The 21132-nt window shown below is 45.2% G+C and carries 15 protein-coding genes; all 15 read left to right on the forward strand.

Going from position 1 to position 21132, the window contains the following annotated elements:
- The first annotated feature begins 15 nt into the window (after positions 1-15).
- The 15 genes from HX448_RS05930 to HX448_RS06000 all read left to right on the forward strand — a co-directional run bounded on the left by HX448_RS05930 (position 16) and on the right by HX448_RS06000 (position 20928).
- The gene (locus tag HX448_RS05930; protein WP_162485849.1) at positions 16-1509 is read left to right on the forward strand and encodes a B12-binding domain-containing radical SAM protein; all 1494 of its coding nucleotides are present in this window, start codon (positions 16-18) and stop codon (positions 1507-1509) included.
- 239 nt (positions 1510-1748) lie between these two features.
- Positions 1749-3278, forward strand: coding sequence for a reductive dehalogenase (locus tag HX448_RS05935; RefSeq protein WP_102330170.1), 1530 nt, complete (start codon positions 1749-1751; stop codon positions 3276-3278).
- A 161-nt stretch (positions 3279-3439) separates the two neighbouring features.
- The gene (locus tag HX448_RS05940; RefSeq protein WP_102330169.1) at positions 3440-4963 is read left to right on the forward strand and encodes a reductive dehalogenase; all 1524 of its coding nucleotides are present in this window, start codon (positions 3440-3442) and stop codon (positions 4961-4963) included.
- 598 nt (positions 4964-5561) lie between these two features.
- On the forward strand, positions 5562-6962 hold the full coding sequence (locus HX448_RS05945; protein ID WP_226846671.1) for a reductive dehalogenase: 1401 nt from the start codon (positions 5562-5564) through the stop codon (positions 6960-6962).
- A 300-nt stretch (positions 6963-7262) separates the two neighbouring features.
- Entirely contained in the window at positions 7263-9047 is a 1785-nt protein-coding gene (locus tag HX448_RS05950; protein WP_102330167.1) for an adenosylcobalamin-dependent ribonucleoside-diphosphate reductase, read from the forward strand.
- A gap of 101 nt (positions 9048-9148) precedes the next feature.
- Entirely contained in the window at positions 9149-9937 is a 789-nt protein-coding gene (locus HX448_RS05955) for a radical SAM protein (RefSeq protein WP_102330166.1), read from the forward strand.
- A 9-nt stretch (positions 9938-9946) separates the two neighbouring features.
- A complete protein-coding gene (locus tag HX448_RS05960; protein WP_102330165.1) occupies positions 9947-11413 on the forward strand; it encodes a B12-binding domain-containing radical SAM protein in 1467 nt (488 codons plus the stop codon).
- Positions 11414-11429: 16 nt separating this feature from the next.
- A complete protein-coding gene (locus HX448_RS05965) occupies positions 11430-12158 on the forward strand; it encodes a Dph6-related ATP pyrophosphatase (RefSeq protein ID WP_102330164.1) in 729 nt (242 codons plus the stop codon).
- Between the two features lie 133 nt (positions 12159-12291).
- A complete protein-coding gene (locus HX448_RS05970; protein ID WP_102330163.1) occupies positions 12292-14409 on the forward strand; it encodes an AfsR/SARP family transcriptional regulator in 2118 nt (705 codons plus the stop codon).
- A gap of 40 nt (positions 14410-14449) precedes the next feature.
- Positions 14450-14641 carry a hypothetical protein gene (locus tag HX448_RS05975; RefSeq protein ID WP_102330162.1) on the forward strand — a complete coding sequence of 64 codons (192 nt, stop codon included), beginning with the start codon at positions 14450-14452 and terminating at the stop codon, positions 14639-14641.
- Positions 14642-15067: 426 nt separating this feature from the next.
- Positions 15068-15784, forward strand: coding sequence for a hypothetical protein (locus HX448_RS05980; RefSeq protein WP_102330160.1), 717 nt, complete (start codon positions 15068-15070; stop codon positions 15782-15784).
- 192 nt (positions 15785-15976) lie between these two features.
- The gene (locus HX448_RS05985) at positions 15977-18916 is read left to right on the forward strand and encodes a TrlF family AAA-like ATPase (RefSeq protein WP_190259846.1); all 2940 of its coding nucleotides are present in this window, start codon (positions 15977-15979) and stop codon (positions 18914-18916) included.
- 90 nt (positions 18917-19006) lie between these two features.
- On the forward strand, positions 19007-19252 hold the full coding sequence (locus HX448_RS05990; protein WP_102330158.1) for a hypothetical protein: 246 nt from the start codon (positions 19007-19009) through the stop codon (positions 19250-19252).
- A 208-nt stretch (positions 19253-19460) separates the two neighbouring features.
- Positions 19461-20342, forward strand: coding sequence for an SMODS domain-containing nucleotidyltransferase (locus HX448_RS05995; RefSeq protein ID WP_102330157.1), 882 nt, complete (start codon positions 19461-19463; stop codon positions 20340-20342).
- Positions 20320-20928, forward strand: coding sequence for an SLATT domain-containing protein (locus tag HX448_RS06000; RefSeq protein ID WP_102330156.1), 609 nt, complete (start codon positions 20320-20322; stop codon positions 20926-20928). Before HX448_RS05995 ends, HX448_RS06000 begins: the two co-directional genes overlap by 23 nt.
- The last annotated feature ends 204 nt before the right edge of the window (positions 20929-21132 follow it).

The raw sequence follows: 21132 nt of genomic DNA on the forward strand, positions 1-21132 counted from the left end.
ATGGGAGAAAGAAACATGAAAATACTTCTAATCAATGCCCCGGCTCTAGACTACATACAATATTACAACTCCAATGCCTACACCACCTTCGATTACGGATTACTGTCCATTGCTGCCGTCCTGGAACAGCACGGCCACGAGGTGAAGATCTGGGACGGCTTCATCGATTTCCGAAAGACAGAAGATTTCGTCGATTTCAATCCTTCGCTTATTGGCTTTTCGGTATTGGCTGGTCCGAACATGGAGGGATCGATCTCCCTATCCAAGGAGTTCAAACAACTCTTGCCTGAGGCCAAGATCGTCTGGGGCGACGTCCATGCCAGCGTTTTACCGGAACAGACACTGGCTGCCGAATACATTGACTTTGTGGTTATCGGCGCCGGCGAGTTCACCGTGCTGGAACTGGTAGAGCATCTTGAAAAGGGGAACACTAACTATTCTGATATCAAAGGCTTGGGTTACAAGGACGACGTAAAACTCGTCATCAATGAACATCGTCCGTTCATCAAGGACTTGGAGTCGTTGCCGGATCCAGCCTGGCATTTGATCGATGTTAAAAAATACTCGACGCCTGGCCTCAACACCTCCCGCGGCTGCGTCAACCAGTGCACTTTTTGCTACAACAAGTCCTACAATCAGGGTTACACCGGCTGGGTGTCGGCTCAGCACATCATCAGGCAGATCGATCATCTGCAAAACACATACGATATCAAATATATCCGCTTCAATGAAGACAATTTTACCTTCAACCGCAAGCGGCTTCGTGAAGTCTGCAATCTGCTGATCGCCCGCAAACGCAAGATCAAATGGAGTTGCGATGCCCGAGCTGACCTGTCCGAAGCCGATATCGCCTTGATGGCAAAAAGTGGTTGTGTCGACATCGGGCTAGGTATCGAAAGCGGCAGCCCCAGAATGTTGGAGTTCATTAAAAAAGATGTCACCGCCGAGCAAATGGCGGCTACCTTCTGGGACTTCATCAATCACAAGATCAGGACTTCGGTATACATCCTCTGCGGCATGCCGACCGAGACAATTGAAGACTTCAATGAGACCCAACGGTTCCTTGAAGAAGACTTGGACCGGCCTTACTACATGTTTCACCGCTACGTACCGTTCCCCGGCTCAGCGATGTATGACTATTGTGTAGAGCATAACTTGATTAAAGCGCCGGAAAAGCTTGAAGACTGGCCAGGTTACGTCAAATTCTACGGTCATAAGGGAGGTCACTTAAGCCAGGTGCCGGAGGAAGTGATCGAGGCGGCCGTGCAGAAATGGTCGACCACTTATGCCGTGCAGCGCTTCCGCTTCACATTGAGACACGACCGGTCCTACTTCTGGATCATCTTCAAGAATCCCTTGAAGTTCCTGAAAGAGTTGCAGGGACTTTGGAAGTACCAAGCGCAAGTACACAACTATCACCGGACCATAGTCAAAGAGCAACGGCAGAGAGTAGTTAATCCCGAAGTTTTGTCTCTTTCAAGATCTGGGAACGCCAACCATGTTGTGTAGTTATGAGGAAAGCATTTACCTTCGAATCCATGAGGAAATGGCATTCACGCCATGTCTAGGGCGCAAACTTGGAGCAGCTTATTTCACCATGGGCTGAAAAATTTCCCGGGCTAGTGCTCTGTCACCAAGCGGAGGCCTAAAAACATTTTGAAGGGAGAATGAATGTCAAATGGCATCCGGGAGAGACCGGATGACAACGTGAATTAGAACGCACAGTAATAAATAGAAAGGAAAAATAAATGTCTTCGTTTCATAGTACTGTATCGCGCCGCGAATTCATGAAAGGGCTCGGGATGGCCGGTACCGGCCTGGGTAGCGCTGCCTTTATCACACCGGTGTTCCATGACCTGGACGAACTGATATCATCCGAGGACGCTGAATGGAATCGCCCATGGTGGGTGAAACAAAGAGAAATTGACAATCCCACATTGGAGTTTGATTGGAGCCAAATCGAGCGTGGCGACATGCGATCCACGTGTTTCCAACCTTATGTCTTGGCTTATTACTGGGGTGGGGTAAATGAATATAAGCGGGTTGCTGCTATCGCCGCCACTAAGGCCGCGCAAGCATTGGGCACACAACCTGGCTTCTACCTGAAAGACAGTGCTCTTGGCAGTGGGAACTGGAATATCATGAATCCTGCTTATTTTCCCAGCCATGTCACGAATTATTACTTTACTGGCCCAAAGACTGCTCCGACTCCAGAGCAAATGGGATTACCTAAGTGGCAGGGGACTCCCGAGGAAGCTGCTCGCATGTTGCGTCGAGCCGCCATTTTCTACGGTGCCCAGCAGGTTGGGTTTACCGAGCTTGGGGCAGGAGGTAGCAACGCACGGAAACTCATCTGGACTTACTTAATGGGTACGAACTATTTTTCAACCAAATATATAGATTCAGGTGTATGGCCGCCGCCCCCGGAGGAAGCAAAAAAAGTCAATATGGAGGATGTTGATCCGGGATACGAGGATGAAAAGGTTGTTCATTTGCCCAATAAGTCCCTGTGGGATATCAGTTTTATGATCGGGATGTCTAGAGAAATGTGGCGTGCGGGTCAAGGAACTAAAATCCAAAATGCCGCCGCGGGTGCTCGCTATCGTCAAATGCAGGTTATCCAGGGCTGTATGCAAGAGTTCCTAAGGGGGCTTGGTTATAACGGTTACGGTTATGCTCGAGATTTAGGTGGTTTGATGCCTGCCGGGGCTAGCGCCATACTGAGCGGTTTAACTGAACAAGCCCGCCACAGTGATTCCACCATAAGTCCTGAAATGGGTTCTATCGCCGGGTACTTCAGCTTGCTAACAGATCTGCCTCTTGCGCCAAACCACCCTATAGACGCCGGCATCTTCCGCTTCTGTCATACGTGTTACAAGTGTGCTGATGAATGTCCAACTCAAGCAATATCTCATGACACTCAACCCACTTGGGACTTACCGACACCGTATGGTAAGCCCAACATAAACAACACACCGGGCAAGAAAATGTTTTATACGGACTTGGCTAAATGTCGAACTTTTATGGAAGTGACCCCTTATGGCAGTTGCATGAATTGTAGGCCTTCTTGCACCTTTAATGTTAATACAGCATCTTCAATCCACAAGGTGGTCAAAATGACCACTTCAACCACTCCACTTTTCAACAGCTTTTTCTATAAAATGGGCAAGACCTTCGGTTATGGAATAAAGGAGCCAGAAGAATGGTGGGACATGTCCTTGCCCTCCTATGGTTTTGACACAACGGTTTTCGCTAGTAGTGGAGGGTACAACAAATAAAATGGGATCAAAAACGGGGGTATGAATTTCCCATTCCGAATATTTTTCCGAGGTGGCGAGCACACTATCGAGCCCAGGTTGGGCGGTTATGGGATGAACACGGCTTGAGAGTATTCGAGAAAAGACCATAGATCCAGAAAATAATTGATTAGGAGAATCGAATGTCTAAGTTTCATAGCACAATGTCGCGACGTGACTTCATGAAGAGGCTCGGGATGGCCTCTGCCGGCATGGGCAGCTCTACCCTCTTTTCGCCAGTGTTTCATGACTTGGACGAGTTAATATCATCCGAGGCAGCTGAATGGGAACGTCCGTGGTGGGTGAAACAAAGAGAAATTGACAACCCAACTATCGACTTTGACTGGAGCCGTATAGAGCGCGGCGACCAACGGTTGACTTTATTCTTTCCTTATGTCTTGGCTTATTACTGGGGTGGAGCAGATGAGTATAGGCGCGTAGCCGCCATTGCAGCTGATAAAGATATTCAGCCGAGAGGTAAAGAACCTGGCTTCTATCTGAAAGATTTATCTCTTGCCAATGCTTCCGCGTGGAATGTTTTCGCTCCCAAGTCCCTCATGGCATCTTTTTCCTTAGTCGGTCCACAGTCCGCCCCGACACCGGAGCAAATGGGGTTACCCAAGTGGCAGGGGACTCCTGAGGAAGCCGCGCGAATGTTACGCCGAGCCGCCATCTTCTTTGGTGCTCAGCAGGTCGGTTTTACCGAACTTGGTCCAGGTGGTAGCGATGCGAGGAAACTTATTTGGACTCATACTATGGGAATAGCCTGGGCAAATCCAAAATATATAGATAATAGTACTTGGCCGCCGCCGCTCGAGGAGGCATGGAAAATAAACATGGAGGATATTGACCCGGGATATGACGACGGCAAGGTTGTACATCTGCCCAACAAACCACTTTGGGACATCAGCGTCATGATTGGGATGTCTAGAGAAATGTGGCGTGCGGGTAATGGCACAAAAATCCAACGTGCTGGTGCGGGTGCCCGTTACCGTCAAATGCAAGTTATCCAGGGTTGCATGCAGGAGTTCCTGAGAGGATTGGGTTATCAATGCTATGGCTATGCCCGAGATTTGTCAGGGTTAATGCCCGCTGGAGCAAGCGCCATACTGAGCGGATTGACTGAACAAGGTCGTCACAGCGATTCTACTATCAGTCCGGAAATGGGTTCTATCGCAGGTTACTTCAGCCTGCTCACCGACTTGGAAGTGGCACCGACTAATCCAATAGATGCCGGTATCTTTCGCTTCTGCCATACTTGTTACAAATGCGCCAACGAATGCCCGACTCAGGCAATATCTCACGATACTGAGCCTTCATGGGACTTACCGACTCCGTATGGCAAACCGAACATAAACAACACCCCCGGCAAGAAGATGTTCTACACAGACTTGGCTAAGTGTCTAACTTATTGGGAAGTGACTCCATATGGCGTTTGTTTCAATTGTAGAGCCACTTGTACCTTCAACGTTAATACAGCATCTTCAATTCACAAGTTGGTTAAAATGACCACATCAACAACCCCTCTTTTCAACGGCTTTTTTTATCAAATGGGTAAGACCTTCGGTTATGGAATAAAAGAGCCAGAAGAGTGGTGGGATATGTCTTTGCCATCTTATGGATTTGATACAACAGGTTTCGCCAGAAGTGGCGGGTACAATAGGTAATACATGGATGAAGTGAAGACCTAGAGGAATCGATATATCAGCCAAGAGGCCAGTTGGGACTGAAGCCTCTTGGCTGTCGAAAGCATGCTACATTGTAACGGTTAAGTATCATAAGAGGCAGTCCATGGGTCAGGAAATCGCTTAAACTATTTGATGATACGATTATTTGCTTTAGGCGTATTCAAAGATCGTTTTGTACGGTGTCCAGCCGATTTAGAGAAAAAACGTATCCCACTCTTATACTATTTGTACACAACTAATCCATCAGGAAGTCCAAAGCACCACCAAGTCTTGTGAATTTCAAAGGACTAATACTTTTGGACAATTGCATACCACGTAAGGATCTGTTATCCTATACGCCATTCTTATATGAATATCCTAAAGGATAACTATTCTGCGCAAACGCTAAGACTCCCTTTTCCTTTAATCGCCCCAAATCAGAGGGTAACTATTACAACAGATTACGACAATAACCGGTCATGGGTTAACCACCGATTGTAAACAAGCGAGGTAAGAGGCATGACATGACTTCCAGGAGAGACTAGGACTCGGTAATAGACGCTAGGTTTGTAAATCAAAATTTATTGAGGAGATGAACATGTCGGAGTTTCATTCAACGGTTTCCCGGAGAGACTTTATGAAAGGTCTTGGCTTAACCGGAGTTGGATTGGGAGCGGCAAGTCTAGCTGTTCCAGCATTCCATGATCTTGATGAAGTCTCGAGTAGCACCACTGCATCTTGGAACCGTCCTTGGTATGTTAAACAAATTGATGCACCCACGTTGGAAGTTAACTGGGAAGAGCTTAAGCGATTTGATACTAGGGATGGCAAGGCAATTGAACCTGACGAAGCAGCCAAGTTGACCTCCGAACAAATGGCAAGATGGGATGAAGCGACGCGGGCTAATAAACCGGGATATCGGATGCGGGACCGATCTTTGAGTCAAGCAAGTTGGCTATATGCAGCAGGTCCTCTAACTTATGATTCTTTCACCGGTCCAACAATGAACGCCATGTTTTTCAGGGAGTTCGAATCTGAGAAACGTTGGGCAACTTTGCCGAAATGGGAGTCTACACCAGTAGAAAACAGCAGAACTCTCCGAGCTGCTTTAAAGCATTTTGGTGCTTACCAAGTATCTTTCTTACCTCTCGATGACAATATGAAAAAGCTCATATATTCCTATAGCCTAGCGCCGGATAGGAGTCTTTCCAGACCAGTCGTATTTGAAGACGTTGAGAAGGCTTATCATTCGAATGATAAATATGTAATTCCTAATAAATGCAAATGGATTATTAATTACACAGTTCTACAATCGAATGAGCTTTCGAAGCGAACGGTTGCCCCTATCGGAACTGCTAGTTTTGGGAAAGGATATTCAGATCTTGCCATTATGGAAGGGTTTACGCAGCAATTTTTGAAGGGTCTTGGTTATCAAGGGGTGGGAGGAAGTACATCAACCTCCATACCTGTTGCATTCGGCATATGCAGTGGACTAGGAGAATCATCTAGGGCAAGCTTTTTGATATCGCCGGAATATGGAGCAACAGTACGACAAACAACGAATATCTTCACTGATTTGCCTTTGGAACCAACAAAACCCATAGATGCTGGCATCTTCCGGTTTTGTAGGACCTGCAAGAAATGTGCTGACTCCTGCCCGTCAAATTCAATTAACAAAGACTCAGAACCTTCGTGGGATTGCGTGACAGGTAAGTGGAACAATTCTGGCATTAGGGGATTCAAAAACAATTTTTCAAGTTGTTTAAAATATTGGTATCAAGGGGACGAAATTGGCTGCGGGATCTGTCAAGGAAGCTGCGTTTATTCAAAAACCGAAGAAAATGCAATGATTCACGAAATCGTTAAGGGTACAATATCCCAGACCTCTTTGTTTAACGGTTTCTTCCGCAATATGGACGATGTCTTCGGATATGGAATGAAACCCGATCTTGATGCATGGTGGAATGAAGATCGACCAGGTAATCTTCGACGATTCTAACCCTTCGAAGCGAAAGTTTTGTTTTTACGAGTGCTCCGGGTGAAAACCGAGGTTTGAGAACGGTCGGTTCAGAATCTGGGAAACCTACCGTGGCTTATTCGGATGAATCGGGATTTACCTGGAGCACTCGCTCCGTTAGGTAATAGGCAGAATGTTTTTACGTCTGCTGAAAACCAGATCGAGGAAGAATCCTTGTATGGTATCAAATTGTAGATGTTAGATTTTTTTAACTTCCTCCGTTTTTCTACTGCACAAATTTTCCTAAACTAAGCGCAAGCAGGATCGAGTAAATAGACTAAAATGATAATCCTCGAAGAACCCCAAAAATCTCTTTACGTTAACAATAGATTATTAGAGAAACGATATTTGCGCACCGATGTACTCGGGGAGACCAACGAGACTCCTGACGATATGTTTCGAAGAATCGCCAATATATTTTCTTCAGCCGAAGAGGGCCAGATTTCAAGGAATTCGCACGTCGTTAACCATGACTCGTACTACAATCTTTTGGCTTCACTCGATTTTTTACCGAATTCCCCAACTTTGCTAAACGCAGGAACTGAAAATGGGCAGCTGGCTTCTTGTTATGTTTTGCCAATCGATGACAGCGTTAATGGGATTGGAGATGCCCTTAAACAGACTATGTTGATCCATAAAAGTGGTGGCTCAACCGGATTCAATCTTTCTAGTATTCGACCAGCGCAGGACAAGGTAGGAGGGAGGGATCGTGTTGCCGGAGGTCCCATAGGGTTACTAAACCTACTTTCGGTGACGGCAGACTATATAAAACAAGGTGGGGTTAGAAGAGGGTGCAATACAGCATTGCTGAACCTTGATCACCCCGATATTGTCGAGTTTATCGGTGCCAAGCGCGATCCTGGGCGTCTTACGAATTTATACACAACCGTTTCTATCAAAGACAATTTCATGGATAGGGTGACAAGTGGCAGCGAACTCCCTTTAGTTAATCCGAGGAATGGTCAGACAACAGCGACAGTTAGCGCTTGCGACATTTTCGATTTGATCGTCGATCAAGCTTGGCGAACCGGTGATCCGGGCTTAACCTTCATCGACACCGTTAACAAGAACAATCCAATTCCACATCTCGGTAAAATAGAGTATATGTCGGGCTGCGGTGAAGAGGCACTTTTGCCTTTTGAATCTTGTATTCTTGGCTCCATTAATCTCGTGAACATGCTGAAAAAAGAATTAGATGGCACCTTTTCAATCGATTGGCAACACCTATCACAGACAATCCCTTTATCGGTCCGTTTTTTAGATACCGCCATTGACCTCAATCATTACCCAATACTCCAAAGCGAATTAATTAGTCGCCGAACACGAAAAATTGGACTTGGTGTCATGGGATTTGCGGATATGCTCATCCGTTTGGGGGTCCCTTATAACTCGGATAAAGCACTCGGCATTGCCGAAGCAATCATGAGTTTTGTACAAGATATTGCCCATGAAACATCTCATAAGTTAGCGCTGGATCGTGGCCCGTTTCCTGCTTATCAAGGCAGTGTCTATGAATTTGAAGGCATCACAATGAGAAATGCATCAGTCACATCAATAGCTCCAACAGGTTCCATTTCGCTCATCGCTGGTGTCTCGAGTGGGATCGAACCGTTGTTTGGCACTGTTTTTGTTAGAAACATGTTGGACGGAGAAAAGTTGTTGGAAGTCAATCCGTTTTTCGAGAGAGTAGCGCGTGAACAAGGTTTCTTTAGCTTCGCACTTCTAGAACGCCTGGTGTCGAAAAATCGGCTTGATCAGATTGAAGGAGTACCTGATAGCGTAAAAAAAATCTTTGTTACCGCCCACGGGGTGTCCCCGGAGTGGCATGTGAAGATTCAAGCCGCTTTCCAGAAATATACTGATAATGCCGTAAGTAAAACTGTTAACTTCCCTCGTGAAGCGAGCCGAGACGATATCGCTAAGGTTTTCGCCCTTGCTTATCAACAGAGCTTGAAGGGAATCACTGTGTATAGGGATCAAAGCCGATCTGAGCAGCCTCTTTGTACAGGAGAAGAAGGTATTAGATTAGTGCATCAGAGATACGAGTATCGTCATGAATGTTTGTGATTTAGTTCTTGCCGTTATCATTATGATAATTTTAGCAGCCTGTTATTGGGCATCAAGGCTCATTGAAAGGTTCCCCCCCCAAAAAATAGGTCAAGACCGACATGGATTTTTACAATAATACTTCTCCAATCGGAAAGCTCTCGGTTCTTTGCATTTATCACATCGTTTATGAACCTACGTTTAAATCGATCATCTTTCACCATTGGACCGAATGCAACCTGAAATGCCTCGGCTGTTACTGCAAGGTTGAAAAGCTGGATTTCTCTCTATTGCCCGACTGGCAGATACGGGTCTCGACCAATCCCCCGGAGAAAGCACCGGAGAGACTGCTGTCACTCGAAGAAGCATTGTCGATGACGAACGGCCTTGACATCGACCGGGCGATCTTCATCGGAGTCGAGCCCTCGCTTGATCCGGGGATGCCGGTCCTTGCCAGAGAAATGAAATCGAAGCATAAAACCTACAATATTCTTTTTACAAACGGCGTCACGCTACCTGATCTTTCAAATATCGATGAGGTTATCTTCAGCCTGAAGGCGGTGACGCCTGAGTCGTACAAAAACTACACCGGCGGGGATAACCGTAAATCAATGGCCAACTTCCGCCGCGTGTACAATTCCGGCAAGAAACTACAGGCGGAAATCACGCTGATACCCGGAGTTATCGATGCGGATGAAATCGAAAAGGTGGCGCGGTTTATCGCCTTGATCGACAATAAGATACCGCTACGGATCACCGGTTTCATCCAACTGTCCGGCCAGGCGTTTAGGGCGCCGACGGGGGTAGAAGTCGAATCGGCGGCAACTCTGGCCAAGCGACACCTTAAAACAGTCAATTACCTTTCAGGCGAAATGCCCCGGGTGGGCACACCGCCAATCAGATTGTTCTAGGACATAATCATGAGAATATTACTCGTTAACCCCGGTTCCGAAGTCAATCCCCGCTTCAAGACCTACGCCGTTTTCCCCAACGGGATTCTGTTCCTCGCGGCGGTTCTGGAACGGGCTGGCCACCAGGTCAAGGTCTATGACAATGTCGTCGACCGCAGAAAGCCTGTCGACTTTGCCGACTTCAACCCGGAGCTTATCGGTTATTCCGTACTCACCGGCCCGGACATCACCCAAGCTATCATCCAATCCAAAGAATTCAAGACCCTGTATCCCAAAGCCAAGATCGTCTGGGGCAATGTCCATCCCTCCTGCACCCCCGAGCAGACCATGGCGGAGGACTTCATCGATTACATCATCGTCGGCGCCGGGGAGATGCCAATTCTTGAACTCATCGATTACCTTGAGAAGGGTAGCCCCAAACTGGCTGAGATAGCCGGACTGTTCTACCGTGACGATGGCCGGATCAGGATCAATGAGCGGGCATGCGAGCTCAAAAACCTCGATGAACTGCCCGACCCTGCATGGCACCTTATCGATGTGCCTAAGTACTGGCAAGTATCTTTAAACACCTCTCGGGGCTGTCCCTTCCGCTGTACCTTCTGCTATAACTCTGCCTTCCACTCCGGTTACCGTGGCGATTTCTCCGCCGAGCGAATCATCTCCCAGGTGCAGCATCTACAAAAGACTTATGGAGTGAAATTCATCCGCTTCTTTGAAGACAACTTCACTTTCAACAGGAAACGCCTTCACCGCTTCTGCGAACTGGTCATCAAAAAGAAAATCAAGCTCAAATGGGATTGCGAGGCAAGGGCCGATCTGTCCGAAACAGATGTCGACCTCATGGCCAAGGCTGGCTGTGTCTCGGTTGGAATCGGCGTCGAAACCGGATCAAAGAGGCTGCTTGAGTTCATGAAGAAGGACATCAACCAGGACGAGATGCTCAGAAGCTTCTGGAACTTGGTCAAACACCATATTCTGCCGCGCATCTACATCATGGAGGCGGTGCCGACCGAAACACTCGAGGATTTCAAAGCGACCAAAGACTTGCTTCATACCATGGGCGACACGCCGTATTTTTATATGCGCTTTGTGCCTTATCCCGGGACGCCTATTTATTATTACTGCATTGAACAGGGCTTGATCAAGGAACCATCGTCGCTGGCTGATTGGCCGCATTTTTCGTTCAACATGGCCACCAAGGGCAATTTATCACAGGTGCCGACGGAGGTAGTGACCGAGGCTTTCGCCGAGTACGCCCGAACCTATGGTCCTCGTCGGGTTCGCTTCATGTGGCGTTATAACAAAGATTTCTTTCTCTCTTTAGTGAAGAATCCCCCGCAGTTCTTTGGGGCAGTCAAGGAACTTATCAAAAACACCCTGCCGGTGATGTTCAACAAGAACTCAAGTTCACCCGATATCAAGGTCGAGGACATCCGCACCAAGAAACTGGCAGAGGCTCAAGCTGGAGACAATTAGTGCCGATGAGAGGATTATGAACATAGCAAAAAGGGAAAAGGTTTTCGTGTCCTGGAGTGGCGGCAAAGATTCAAGCATGGCTTGCTATCGCGCCATGCAATCCGGTTTGGACGTCTGCTACCTGGCTTCAATGCTTACTGCGGATACAGGGCGCTTGTTTCCGCATTTTGTCACCGCTGAAGTGCTGCGTAGCCAAGCTGCAGCGATAGGGATCCCCCTTTTCGAGCAATGGATCGAAATTCCCAAAGATATCTCACATGACGTCCGCTTGAACGAATATGACGTCAAGTATTCTGAAATGTTGTGCCAGTTGAAAACAAAAGGAATCACTGGCGGCGTTTTCGGTGATGTCAGTAGAGGCAACAAATTTGCCCAGATGCATTGGGACAGAGTTGAGGATTTCTGCCGTCCGGTTGGAATGAAACCCTACCGGCCTCTGTGGGACCAGGATCGTGAACAGATGATCAGGAGCACCCTCGACCTCGGTTTCAAGCCTATGATCATCGTCGCCGATTCAGACATGGGGCCATCGATGTTGGGAAAGGTCTTAACACGTGAAATGCTTGACCAATTCAAAGACAGATATGAACACCTGCCCGATGAGAAGGCCAGAATTTACTATCACACATTTGTGGTAGACGGTCCTATTTTTAAGAAAGAATTAGTGATTACTGAAAGCGAAAAGTTTACATCCGGCAGAGTGTCTTATTTGGACATTAAAGGTGTTTGTTTGAACCAGAAATAAGATTCTAAGTGACAATACAAGCTTTTGTATGATGTCCAGCGGAATTCCGTCATGACATCGTTGTTTTTCGTATTAAGTTGTGACTCTAGGGTTGAGAAATTATAATGACCCTGATTTTCACTTGGAATCTCAAATGGATAACTCCATCAACAAGAGAATCGATGAATGTCTGGAATCCAGCAGATTCACTGAAACCGCTGGGCTAATTAAGAGTGTCTCCAAATATCTATTAAATTGTGGGGATTATTCGTCCTTATTGCTTTGGAATTCAAAATTTCCGAATGATGTACTGAAGGATGACTTTGAACTATCCATTATCTTCGCTCAAAGCTTGATTCATACCGGAGAAGTACATCAAGCTGGCAGAATATTGACGAGTTTCATTGAAAATACCGTAAATGCCCCAGGTTCATTCGCATTTCTCATCAGTGCCTATATCTGGCGAAGTGCGGCACACCGTTTATCGGGCAACCTTGAAAACGCCATTTCCGATTCAACAAAAGCAATATCGCTTTTAGATAAAAGTGAAGGGCATAACGATTTAAAAGCCTCTGCTCACTTTAGATTGGGGAATTGCCTCATTGATACCGGTAATCTCGAGGATGCAATCCATCAATTAAAACTGGCATTGGATCTTTCGACGGATACTTTTGATCTTGATCTTATCGCCCGCATTCAAAATTCTCTTGGTGCAGCATACATGCGACTGGGCAATATCACCAAAGCTGCTATTCACCTGGAATATGCGCGCGAAGCTTGGGCAAAAACCAGCAATCTTGGCGCTTTAGCTTCAACTATGAACAATCTCGCGTATATCTTTCAAAGACTTGGTCAACTAGCACGAGCCTCCGACATTCTTCAAACATCTCTCGACTATGCAAGAAGCGCACACGCAACCCGTCTCGAGGCAAGCATTCTCATTGCTTTAGGTGTGGTCCAGCGCGATCTCGGTGAATTGGAACAATCAACCGAAACACTCACTCTGGCTTTAGGCGTGTCCCGCCAAGCGATGGAAAAGAGTTTTGTCTCCTGGGCGAAAGCCGAATTAGGGGATACATACCGAAGGGCTAAGAAATATTCCCGGTCAGTCGGAATACTGAATGAAGCCATTACCCAGGCACAGGAACAGAACCAAGTGATGGAGATCGAAATCTTCAGGGTGTCTTTGGGCGCTTCACAATTCTTAGAAGGCGATCATGAGAAAGGACTTGATCTTTTAACGAGGACTTCTGAGAAGCTGGAATCCCTTGGAGATCAAGAGGCTTTGGCTCGCTGCTATTTTTTCTTGGCCTGTAGCAATTTCAGCATCAAGGAATTTGATAAAACGATCACCTGGTTAAATAAAACCTATCAGCTGGCCAAGAAAATTGGATACCACGAATATCTGGTAAACGATGGCCAAGATTTTCCTCTGGTGATTCAATTAGCCGCCTCAAAACAGATCGGGGGAAACTTTTTCGGCAAGATCCAGGAACGCATCAAGACGAGGAAGATAGAAAAGCGGAAAACAATTGCCGGTGTTGAAATACCTCTACCTTTTGAAATTGAAGTAGCTGCACTGGGCACCAGCAGCGTTCGTATATTTTCGAAGTCTGTGGGAGATGCTGAGTGGCGCAGCCAAAGAGCCAAGGAGTTGTTTATTTATCTATTTTGCCATCCGAATCAGACCGCCGAACAGATAATGGCTGCCCTTTGGCCCGATCAATCACCCTCAAAAGCCTTGAGTAATTTTCACACTTCTCTTTATAGGGCACGCCGAGCCACCTCACCCAGTATCATAGTTATGAACGACGGGCACTATCTCATCAACAAAGACCTTAGAATCTATTTCGACGTGTCGGATTTTATTCAACTGATGGAACCCAAATTGCCTGATGAGGAAGATTCCATATTTTATGAACGTCTCGGACAGGCAATTAACGTCTACCGCGGGGCGTTCCTGGAAGGACTACAAAGTGAATGGATCGAGACAGTTCGTCGAGAGTTGGAGGAGAAGTATCTTAGAACTCTTTCGATATTGGCTTGCTATTACAGGAAGCAAAAACAATTTCTCAAGGCTATACCTATTATCGAAAAAGCAACACGTGTTGATGAATTTCAAGATGATTTATACTGCGATCTAGTTGAGTGCCACATCGCCCTAGGTGATCGTCTTTCAGCACTGAGAGTTTACCAGAGGTATCATTCTAAGATACTCCGTGAGATCGGTTCCGAACCCTCTTCTAGGTTCCTGGAATTACTAAAACGTTAAACTAATAGAGTTAAGGTGCATCTGGATAAAGGAAGGCCAATTGGCCTTCCTTTTTTGTTTTGTAAGAGATTGGTCAGAGAAGGCCGATATGATTGGAATAAAAGAGAAAAAGGTGGTGATATCTTTGAAGAAGCTGTCGATTCGGACATTAGTCATTTTGGCGATTAGCCTGATCGCATCCCTAGCCACAGCTACGGCTGTTGCTGCAGGCCCTTTCCCGACCATGCCATGAAAACTAAAGGTGAGGGGCCGCGGTTAACGACCGAGGTCCCTCACAAATAACAGAAATAAAAAGATATGATTGAACCGAACAATGACGATTCAGTCCAACAATTCGACATCTCAACGTTAATCGGCGTTGATCTCAACGATTTTTCCGATATCGAGATTCTCGAGATCTTTTTTGGTCTTCACACTAATATCAATGACGGTCAGGCTTTAGCGCGAATTTGTGAAAGACGATTCGGATCGTTAAACAATTTGGTGAAAGCGTCTCCGAAAGCTCTGGCTAGAATTGGAATGCCTTGGCAAGCCATCTTGGCAATAAAATTCATTAACCTCATACAACGTAGAGTCAATCTTCCGTCCGAACTAAATCGGGTTGATGTGAACGGGTTAATAAATAGCATTAATTGAACTAGTCGACTGGAGTAATTGAATGGTGAGTTTTACGGATCTCTCCTGGGCAGCGCTATTAAATTATTATAAGTCCAATGGTGACAAGCGCTACCTTAAGCTGATGTCAGATAAATCATTCGTTCATCGCCTCCGAACTGCGCCTCACGAGATTCTTCCGGAAGAACTTGAACAAAAGCTCATTTTGGATCACGTAAATATAATAAATTTCGATTTATTGGTAGCTTGTCGTCTCGCTGAGCAGATTCTAAAAAAGATAGATAAAGTACAGCCGGAAATAAGGGCCATTCAAGATTTTTCAATTGTCGATGTAGATCCATTCGATCCAAGGACAATCGACTGTATCCAAACAATCTATCGTGAACTGTCTCAAGTAAATGGGCTTTGGTTAACCGGAGTATCGAAAATAGCACATGTATTAAATGATCAATTGTTACCCATTATGGGGTTGGATGTCATCGATCGATTCCCACAGATCAGAGAGCAAGGCTTTGACGGAGTCAGTGCATGGCTTAAGCAAATCCACGTAGACGCCGCCACCATTACAGAGGACTATCGAAGGAAAGGATTTTCAGGCAATCCAGAAACATATCTATCTGATCATTTGGGGTACACTGCCAAGGGAATTGGCAAGTCTTTGGTCAAATTCCTTGATGAATATTACTGGATATTCTATGGTGAAGAACTGCCTCTCCCGCCAAAATGGATTCCCTGTGATAAAAAAGATATCGCGGTTTAAGGTATGAACTAATCTGACTTTTGCGCAAAAAGGATACCTCTCTTTATCCATGTGTACCATATGAGAATGAATGCTCATTAAATCATTGGTGCCTTAGGTATGTGAAGATTTGACGAGTTGGATATAAGGGGAATATTTTCTAATAAGTTCAAAAAGAATATATCTACGAAATCGAACGATTGGGAGGGAAAAATGCCTGCCTCAGTATCGGACCTAAATATATTCTTGAATAACCCCGGTTGGGCTAGATTCATGAAAACTAATTTACATCTTCACACCCCGGCAACATCATGGGATTGGGATGCAGTCGAAGGACAGACTAGGCAGGCTAGTAATATAAGCATCGCAGAATACTTCGAGTCGTTAAACAAGACTTCACTGGATTTAGTTGCAATTACGGATCACAATTGTGTTTCTTGGTGCGGACCCCTGATTGAACTTGCAACAGCAGCTCGCAAATCGGGCAAAAGTAAGATTCATATCCTGCCTGGGGTCGAAATAACGACATATGAAGGTCCACATATCGTTGGAATTTTTGATGAGTCTTCTGATTTAGAGAAGATTGAGTTGATGTTGACTCGGCTTGGAATGTCCGGCAAAGGGGAAAAGGAAGATAAGGTTGGTAGGTTCCCGGGTGCCAAGTCGCCGCATACCATCCAAGAAGTATTCAAGGAGATAGATTCGTTGGGAGGGATCGTTGTCGGACCGCATGTTGATAACGCGGATGGTCTTTGGGGATTTAAGGATTTTAGATCACGTAATCAAGTATTAAATGACCAGCTTATTCGGATTTTAGCAGCACCATCTGGAACAATAAAGAAGGTGCGCGAAGCTGATGGGGCAGTGCGCTTATTGTTCAAGAATATGGATACGAAGATTATTACCAACTCTTTTGGATTTCTGAACACATCAGACTCCCACCGCCTAGAAGACTTTGAAGAGAAGGTGACGTGGATAAAGATGACCAGACCCGGCCTAGAAGGGGTTCGGCAATTGGTTTATGAGCCAGAATTACGTGTCAGTCATGAGATTCATGAAATCGAAGACAAAACAGGCAGGTTAGAATTTAGAGAAGGCTTCTTTTTTGTGGAACCCAGTCCGCTTCCTTACCCATATCCAAAAATTATTGGAATTTCCATCAATGGGGGGATGCTGGACGGATTGAAGGTAGCATTAAGCCCAAATCAAAACAGCATAATTGGGCGTAATTACGCTGGGAAATCAGCGTTATTAGATTGCATTAGGTTTGCATTGAATGTAATTCCTAGCGACCCGGATAAATTAGCCAAGTTCACGGATAGGATGAAGGCGTTTGTTGGAGATGGCGGAGATGTGACCTTATATCTCTCCGCCGAGGAAAAGACCTACGCAGTTACAAGGATTCTCACCTCGACCAAAGTTGGGAAGGGACCAAAGGGGGTGCCGCAGATCACAGGCGCCCCTGATGTCTATTTGTTATGGAATGGATCGGAATTCAAGCGCGAAAGTAGTAAGAACATCCACCAGGTGTTCCCAATCGAAGTCTATCCCCAAGGCGAGGTGACAAAGATAAAGGAAAATGCTGACCAGCAGATGCATATCGTTGATTCCCTGAACGGAATCAAATTATTAAAGGATGAAGTTGAATTGTTTGAATTGGGTGGTATTAAAACCATTCGGGGAGAACTTAAAGATAATCGCGAAAGCATCGTAAACAAATTGAAAAGAAAAGAAGAGTTGAATGAGGCAACATCAGGGATTGATCAGTTGCGGACCGAAATAGAAGATCTTGAATCGTTAAGCACATCGCCATCGGTAATCGAAAAAAAACTTTGGGCTGAACAAGAATTGAAGATTGAAAATCACACAAAGGAGTTACTGCGTTTCAAGCCCAAATGGAATTCAGCCAACTTGGTTCCGCAAACTCAAGATAATAAAATAGGGATAGAGCCGGGAGGAAAAGAGACTAGGGATATCGAATTCAAGCCTGAATCTGCACCACCAGCAGATTATTCTACGCAGGCGTCAAACATCTTCAAAACGACAATTAAAAAACTTGACGAAAGTATTTTGAACGGAAGTCATGCAATCAGTGAAGGTATTGAAAATCTTTCAGTGCTAGAAAAATCTAGGAAATCTCGATCCGATGAACTAGATGAAAAGATTCTCAATTCAGCAATACCTGGGGATGCGCGAGCAATAGGCGATTCGCTAATCGACCACATTACGGAAAAGAGGAAAACACTTGCAGGGTTGCTCGATCAAAATAGGGAATTAGAGGGAGTGGAAAAAGAAATTGCAGAGCTAATTCGCATGCGAAAAGAACTTCTGCAAAGATACGGCGAAAAATGGAGCGATATAAAAAAGAAGCGACAAGAAGTAGTCCAGATGATTTCAAGAGGCTCGGCATCGAATATAAAAGCTGAGTTGATGATCGATGTGGATAAAACGCTCTATAAGGACAAACTAACTGATATCGTGGATCGGTTTACGAGCGTGGCAGTGCGCATATCGCATAAAGAAGACCAATTGGCTCTTGTAACTGACGGTGCATCCCCAAATGAACTAGCTGATATAGTGAAAGGACACGTTAGTAAAGGAATTACGGATAAGTGCTCCGGAGTGACGCCGAACACGGAGAGCGTCCTGTTTTGCATGACAGATTCCGATGTCCTGGAGTTACAAGAATGTCCACTTGATGATAGATTTGTGATAAGTTATCAACGGGAAGGCGACACAGACTATACACCAGTAGATTCGGGTCTGTCTGGAGGAGAGCAGACTCTTGCATTAATATCCGTAGCCATGGTGCCGAAGGGGTTGCCTTTAATCATTGATCAACCCGAAGACGAATTAGGTCCTGGATTGATAACTCATGAACTTGTTGAACAAATACGTAAGGTCAAGTCAGAGAGGCAACTCATATTCGTGACACATGTTCCCAACATACCAGTGCTAGCAGATAGCGAGTTGGTACTTTGCGTTGAGCAGAAAATCGGAGCGAATGGGAAAAAATCAAAACTTAAGTGTTTTGGATCCCTTGAGGATGCCGATGTTGTTGGGCAATTATTGGAATTGGATGGTGGAAATATAGCTTTTGAGAAGCGGAGTCAAAGATACTCGCGTGCGACAAAGTCCAAATCAAAATTGTGAGCTATTTCTGAAAGTACTACAGTCCCGGGGACACAATTTGTTAGATGGTTACTGGACACGAGGTAATTCGTATTATAAATCGGAGCGGGTGTGACGACGAAGGAAATCAAATTTCGTAAATGGTTGATTGGAGTACTCAAAGAGAGAGGTGGGACTATACCTTTAGAAGACGCCAAGAACGCTGGTGCAGCATATTGTGACTGCTCCCAGATGACTATTGAACGCTATGTGAAGAAGTTCGCTCATTCCGGAGAAATTTTCTTCAGAGTGGCTGGCGAATACATGAATGGCAAATGGATTCAAGAGATAGTGCTTGGCAAACCAAAAATCGAATGATTACACTTTTTACTTAATTAATCCGCTGCTTTCCATTTGAATTCTTTTACGTAATTATCTCCTAGATATCAGTCAATGTTACAAAAGTCAGGATTGTATTGGTGTCAATGCCATTATATGGTGTTGTATAATATGTCAAATCCTGAAGCAATTTTCCAATTAGCCGTCGAGCGCGTATATTGAAAGCAGATTTAAATTTGGAGCTGAAATGGGATTAGCCGAATGGTTTTCGACTTATTGTTCTAATATCTGTGTTCAAAACGGGCCGACAATATCGACCCGGTATAAAATGATAACACAACGTTTAAATTTAGATTTCTGGAGTATTTATTCCGAGATTTCCCACAGTTTGTACGTGGGGTCCTACGGAAGAAATACCGCAATAAATGGTGTCAGTGACATTGATATGGTATTCGAATTACCTGCTAATGTTTTCGAAAAGTACAATGCTTATATTAGTAATGGTCAATCAGCTCTATTACAAGCTGTCAGGTCATCTTTACTAAAAACATACCCTAACTCTCGGGTGGGCGGCGATGGTCAAGTTGTGGCAATAGATTTTGCTGACGGAATTACATTTGAAATCGTTCCAGTATTCACAAACGATGATGGAAGTTATATTTTCCCTGATTCAAATGACGGAGGAAAGTGGAGAACAACAAACCCCAGAGCCGAAATTCAAGCAATCAGGGAAAGAAACTCGAATTGTAACGAGAACCTTTATCGGCTTTGTAGGATGATGCGCTCCTGGAAGTCCCAGTGGGACGTCCCAATAGGAGGCTTATTGATCGACACTTTTGCACATCAGTTTATTGGGAATTGGTCTAATCGCGACAAATCTTTTTATTACTATGATTTCATGTGCCGAGACTTTTTCAAATGGGTTTCAGAACAAAGTCCCGATCAGATGCTCTGGAGAGCCCCGGGGAGTAATCAATATGTTTTTGCAAAAGGGCCGTTCATAAAGAAAGCTTCAAAATGCCATGATATCGCTCTGGAAGCAATTGAACATGAAATGGCCACACCAAAGAGAGAATGGTCCGCAAAACAAAAATGGAGAGAGATTTTTGGAACAGAATTCCCCAGCTGACAGCAAATTAGAAGCTCAACGAATTTTGGAAGGCCAAATTAGAAACTGCTTTGGCCGGGTAGTGTATTCCCATAAAACTCATGAGAAATGCGGTGATATTCTCTTATCCCAGCTTTCAACGATTAAAAAGTGGCAAATCATCTTATCTGCAATTACTGCCGTTGGATTTATAACGATCATTTTCGGAAGTGGGACCATCGGGGCTTCGATCGGTGCAACTGTAGCTGTCGTTCTTCTCGCCCTTAACACATATGTTAAAGATCATGACCTCGGCGAATTAGCGGGGAAACACAAAGCTGCCGGAAATGAACTTTGGCTTATCAGGGAAAAATATTTATCTTTATTGACCGATTTGGCCATAGGGGAAAAAACCATGACGTCCCTCCAGCAAGAACGTGACACCTTAGCTTTTGAGCTCCATCAAGTTTATGCAGGTTCACCCAGCACCACCTATCGAGCATACCAAAAAGCTCAAGAATCGTTAAAACAATTGGAAGAAATGACATTCTCTGAAAATGAAATTGATGCATTTTTGCCAGATGAATTGAGACGAGGAACATCAAAAGCCATAGCAATACCGGAATAGGTTACAAGTCGTAGGTCCAATTGTTTTCCTGCTCCATATCGTGGGTTAATAATCAACGTTATCTTAAATTGTCATGAAAACAATCCGTCAGTTTGTTAAACCTGCTCACCATCCGTTAATCGAACATGCACCACGTCAACCGGATTTCCGCCTGACATAGCCTTCATCCTGGCTAGCCTGGTAAGTGCTGACACCCGGGGTTTA

The organism is Dehalogenimonas etheniformans (assembly GCF_014672715.2).
Lineage (GTDB): Bacteria > Chloroflexota > Dehalococcoidia > Dehalococcoidales > Dehalococcoidaceae > Dehalogenimonas > Dehalogenimonas etheniformans.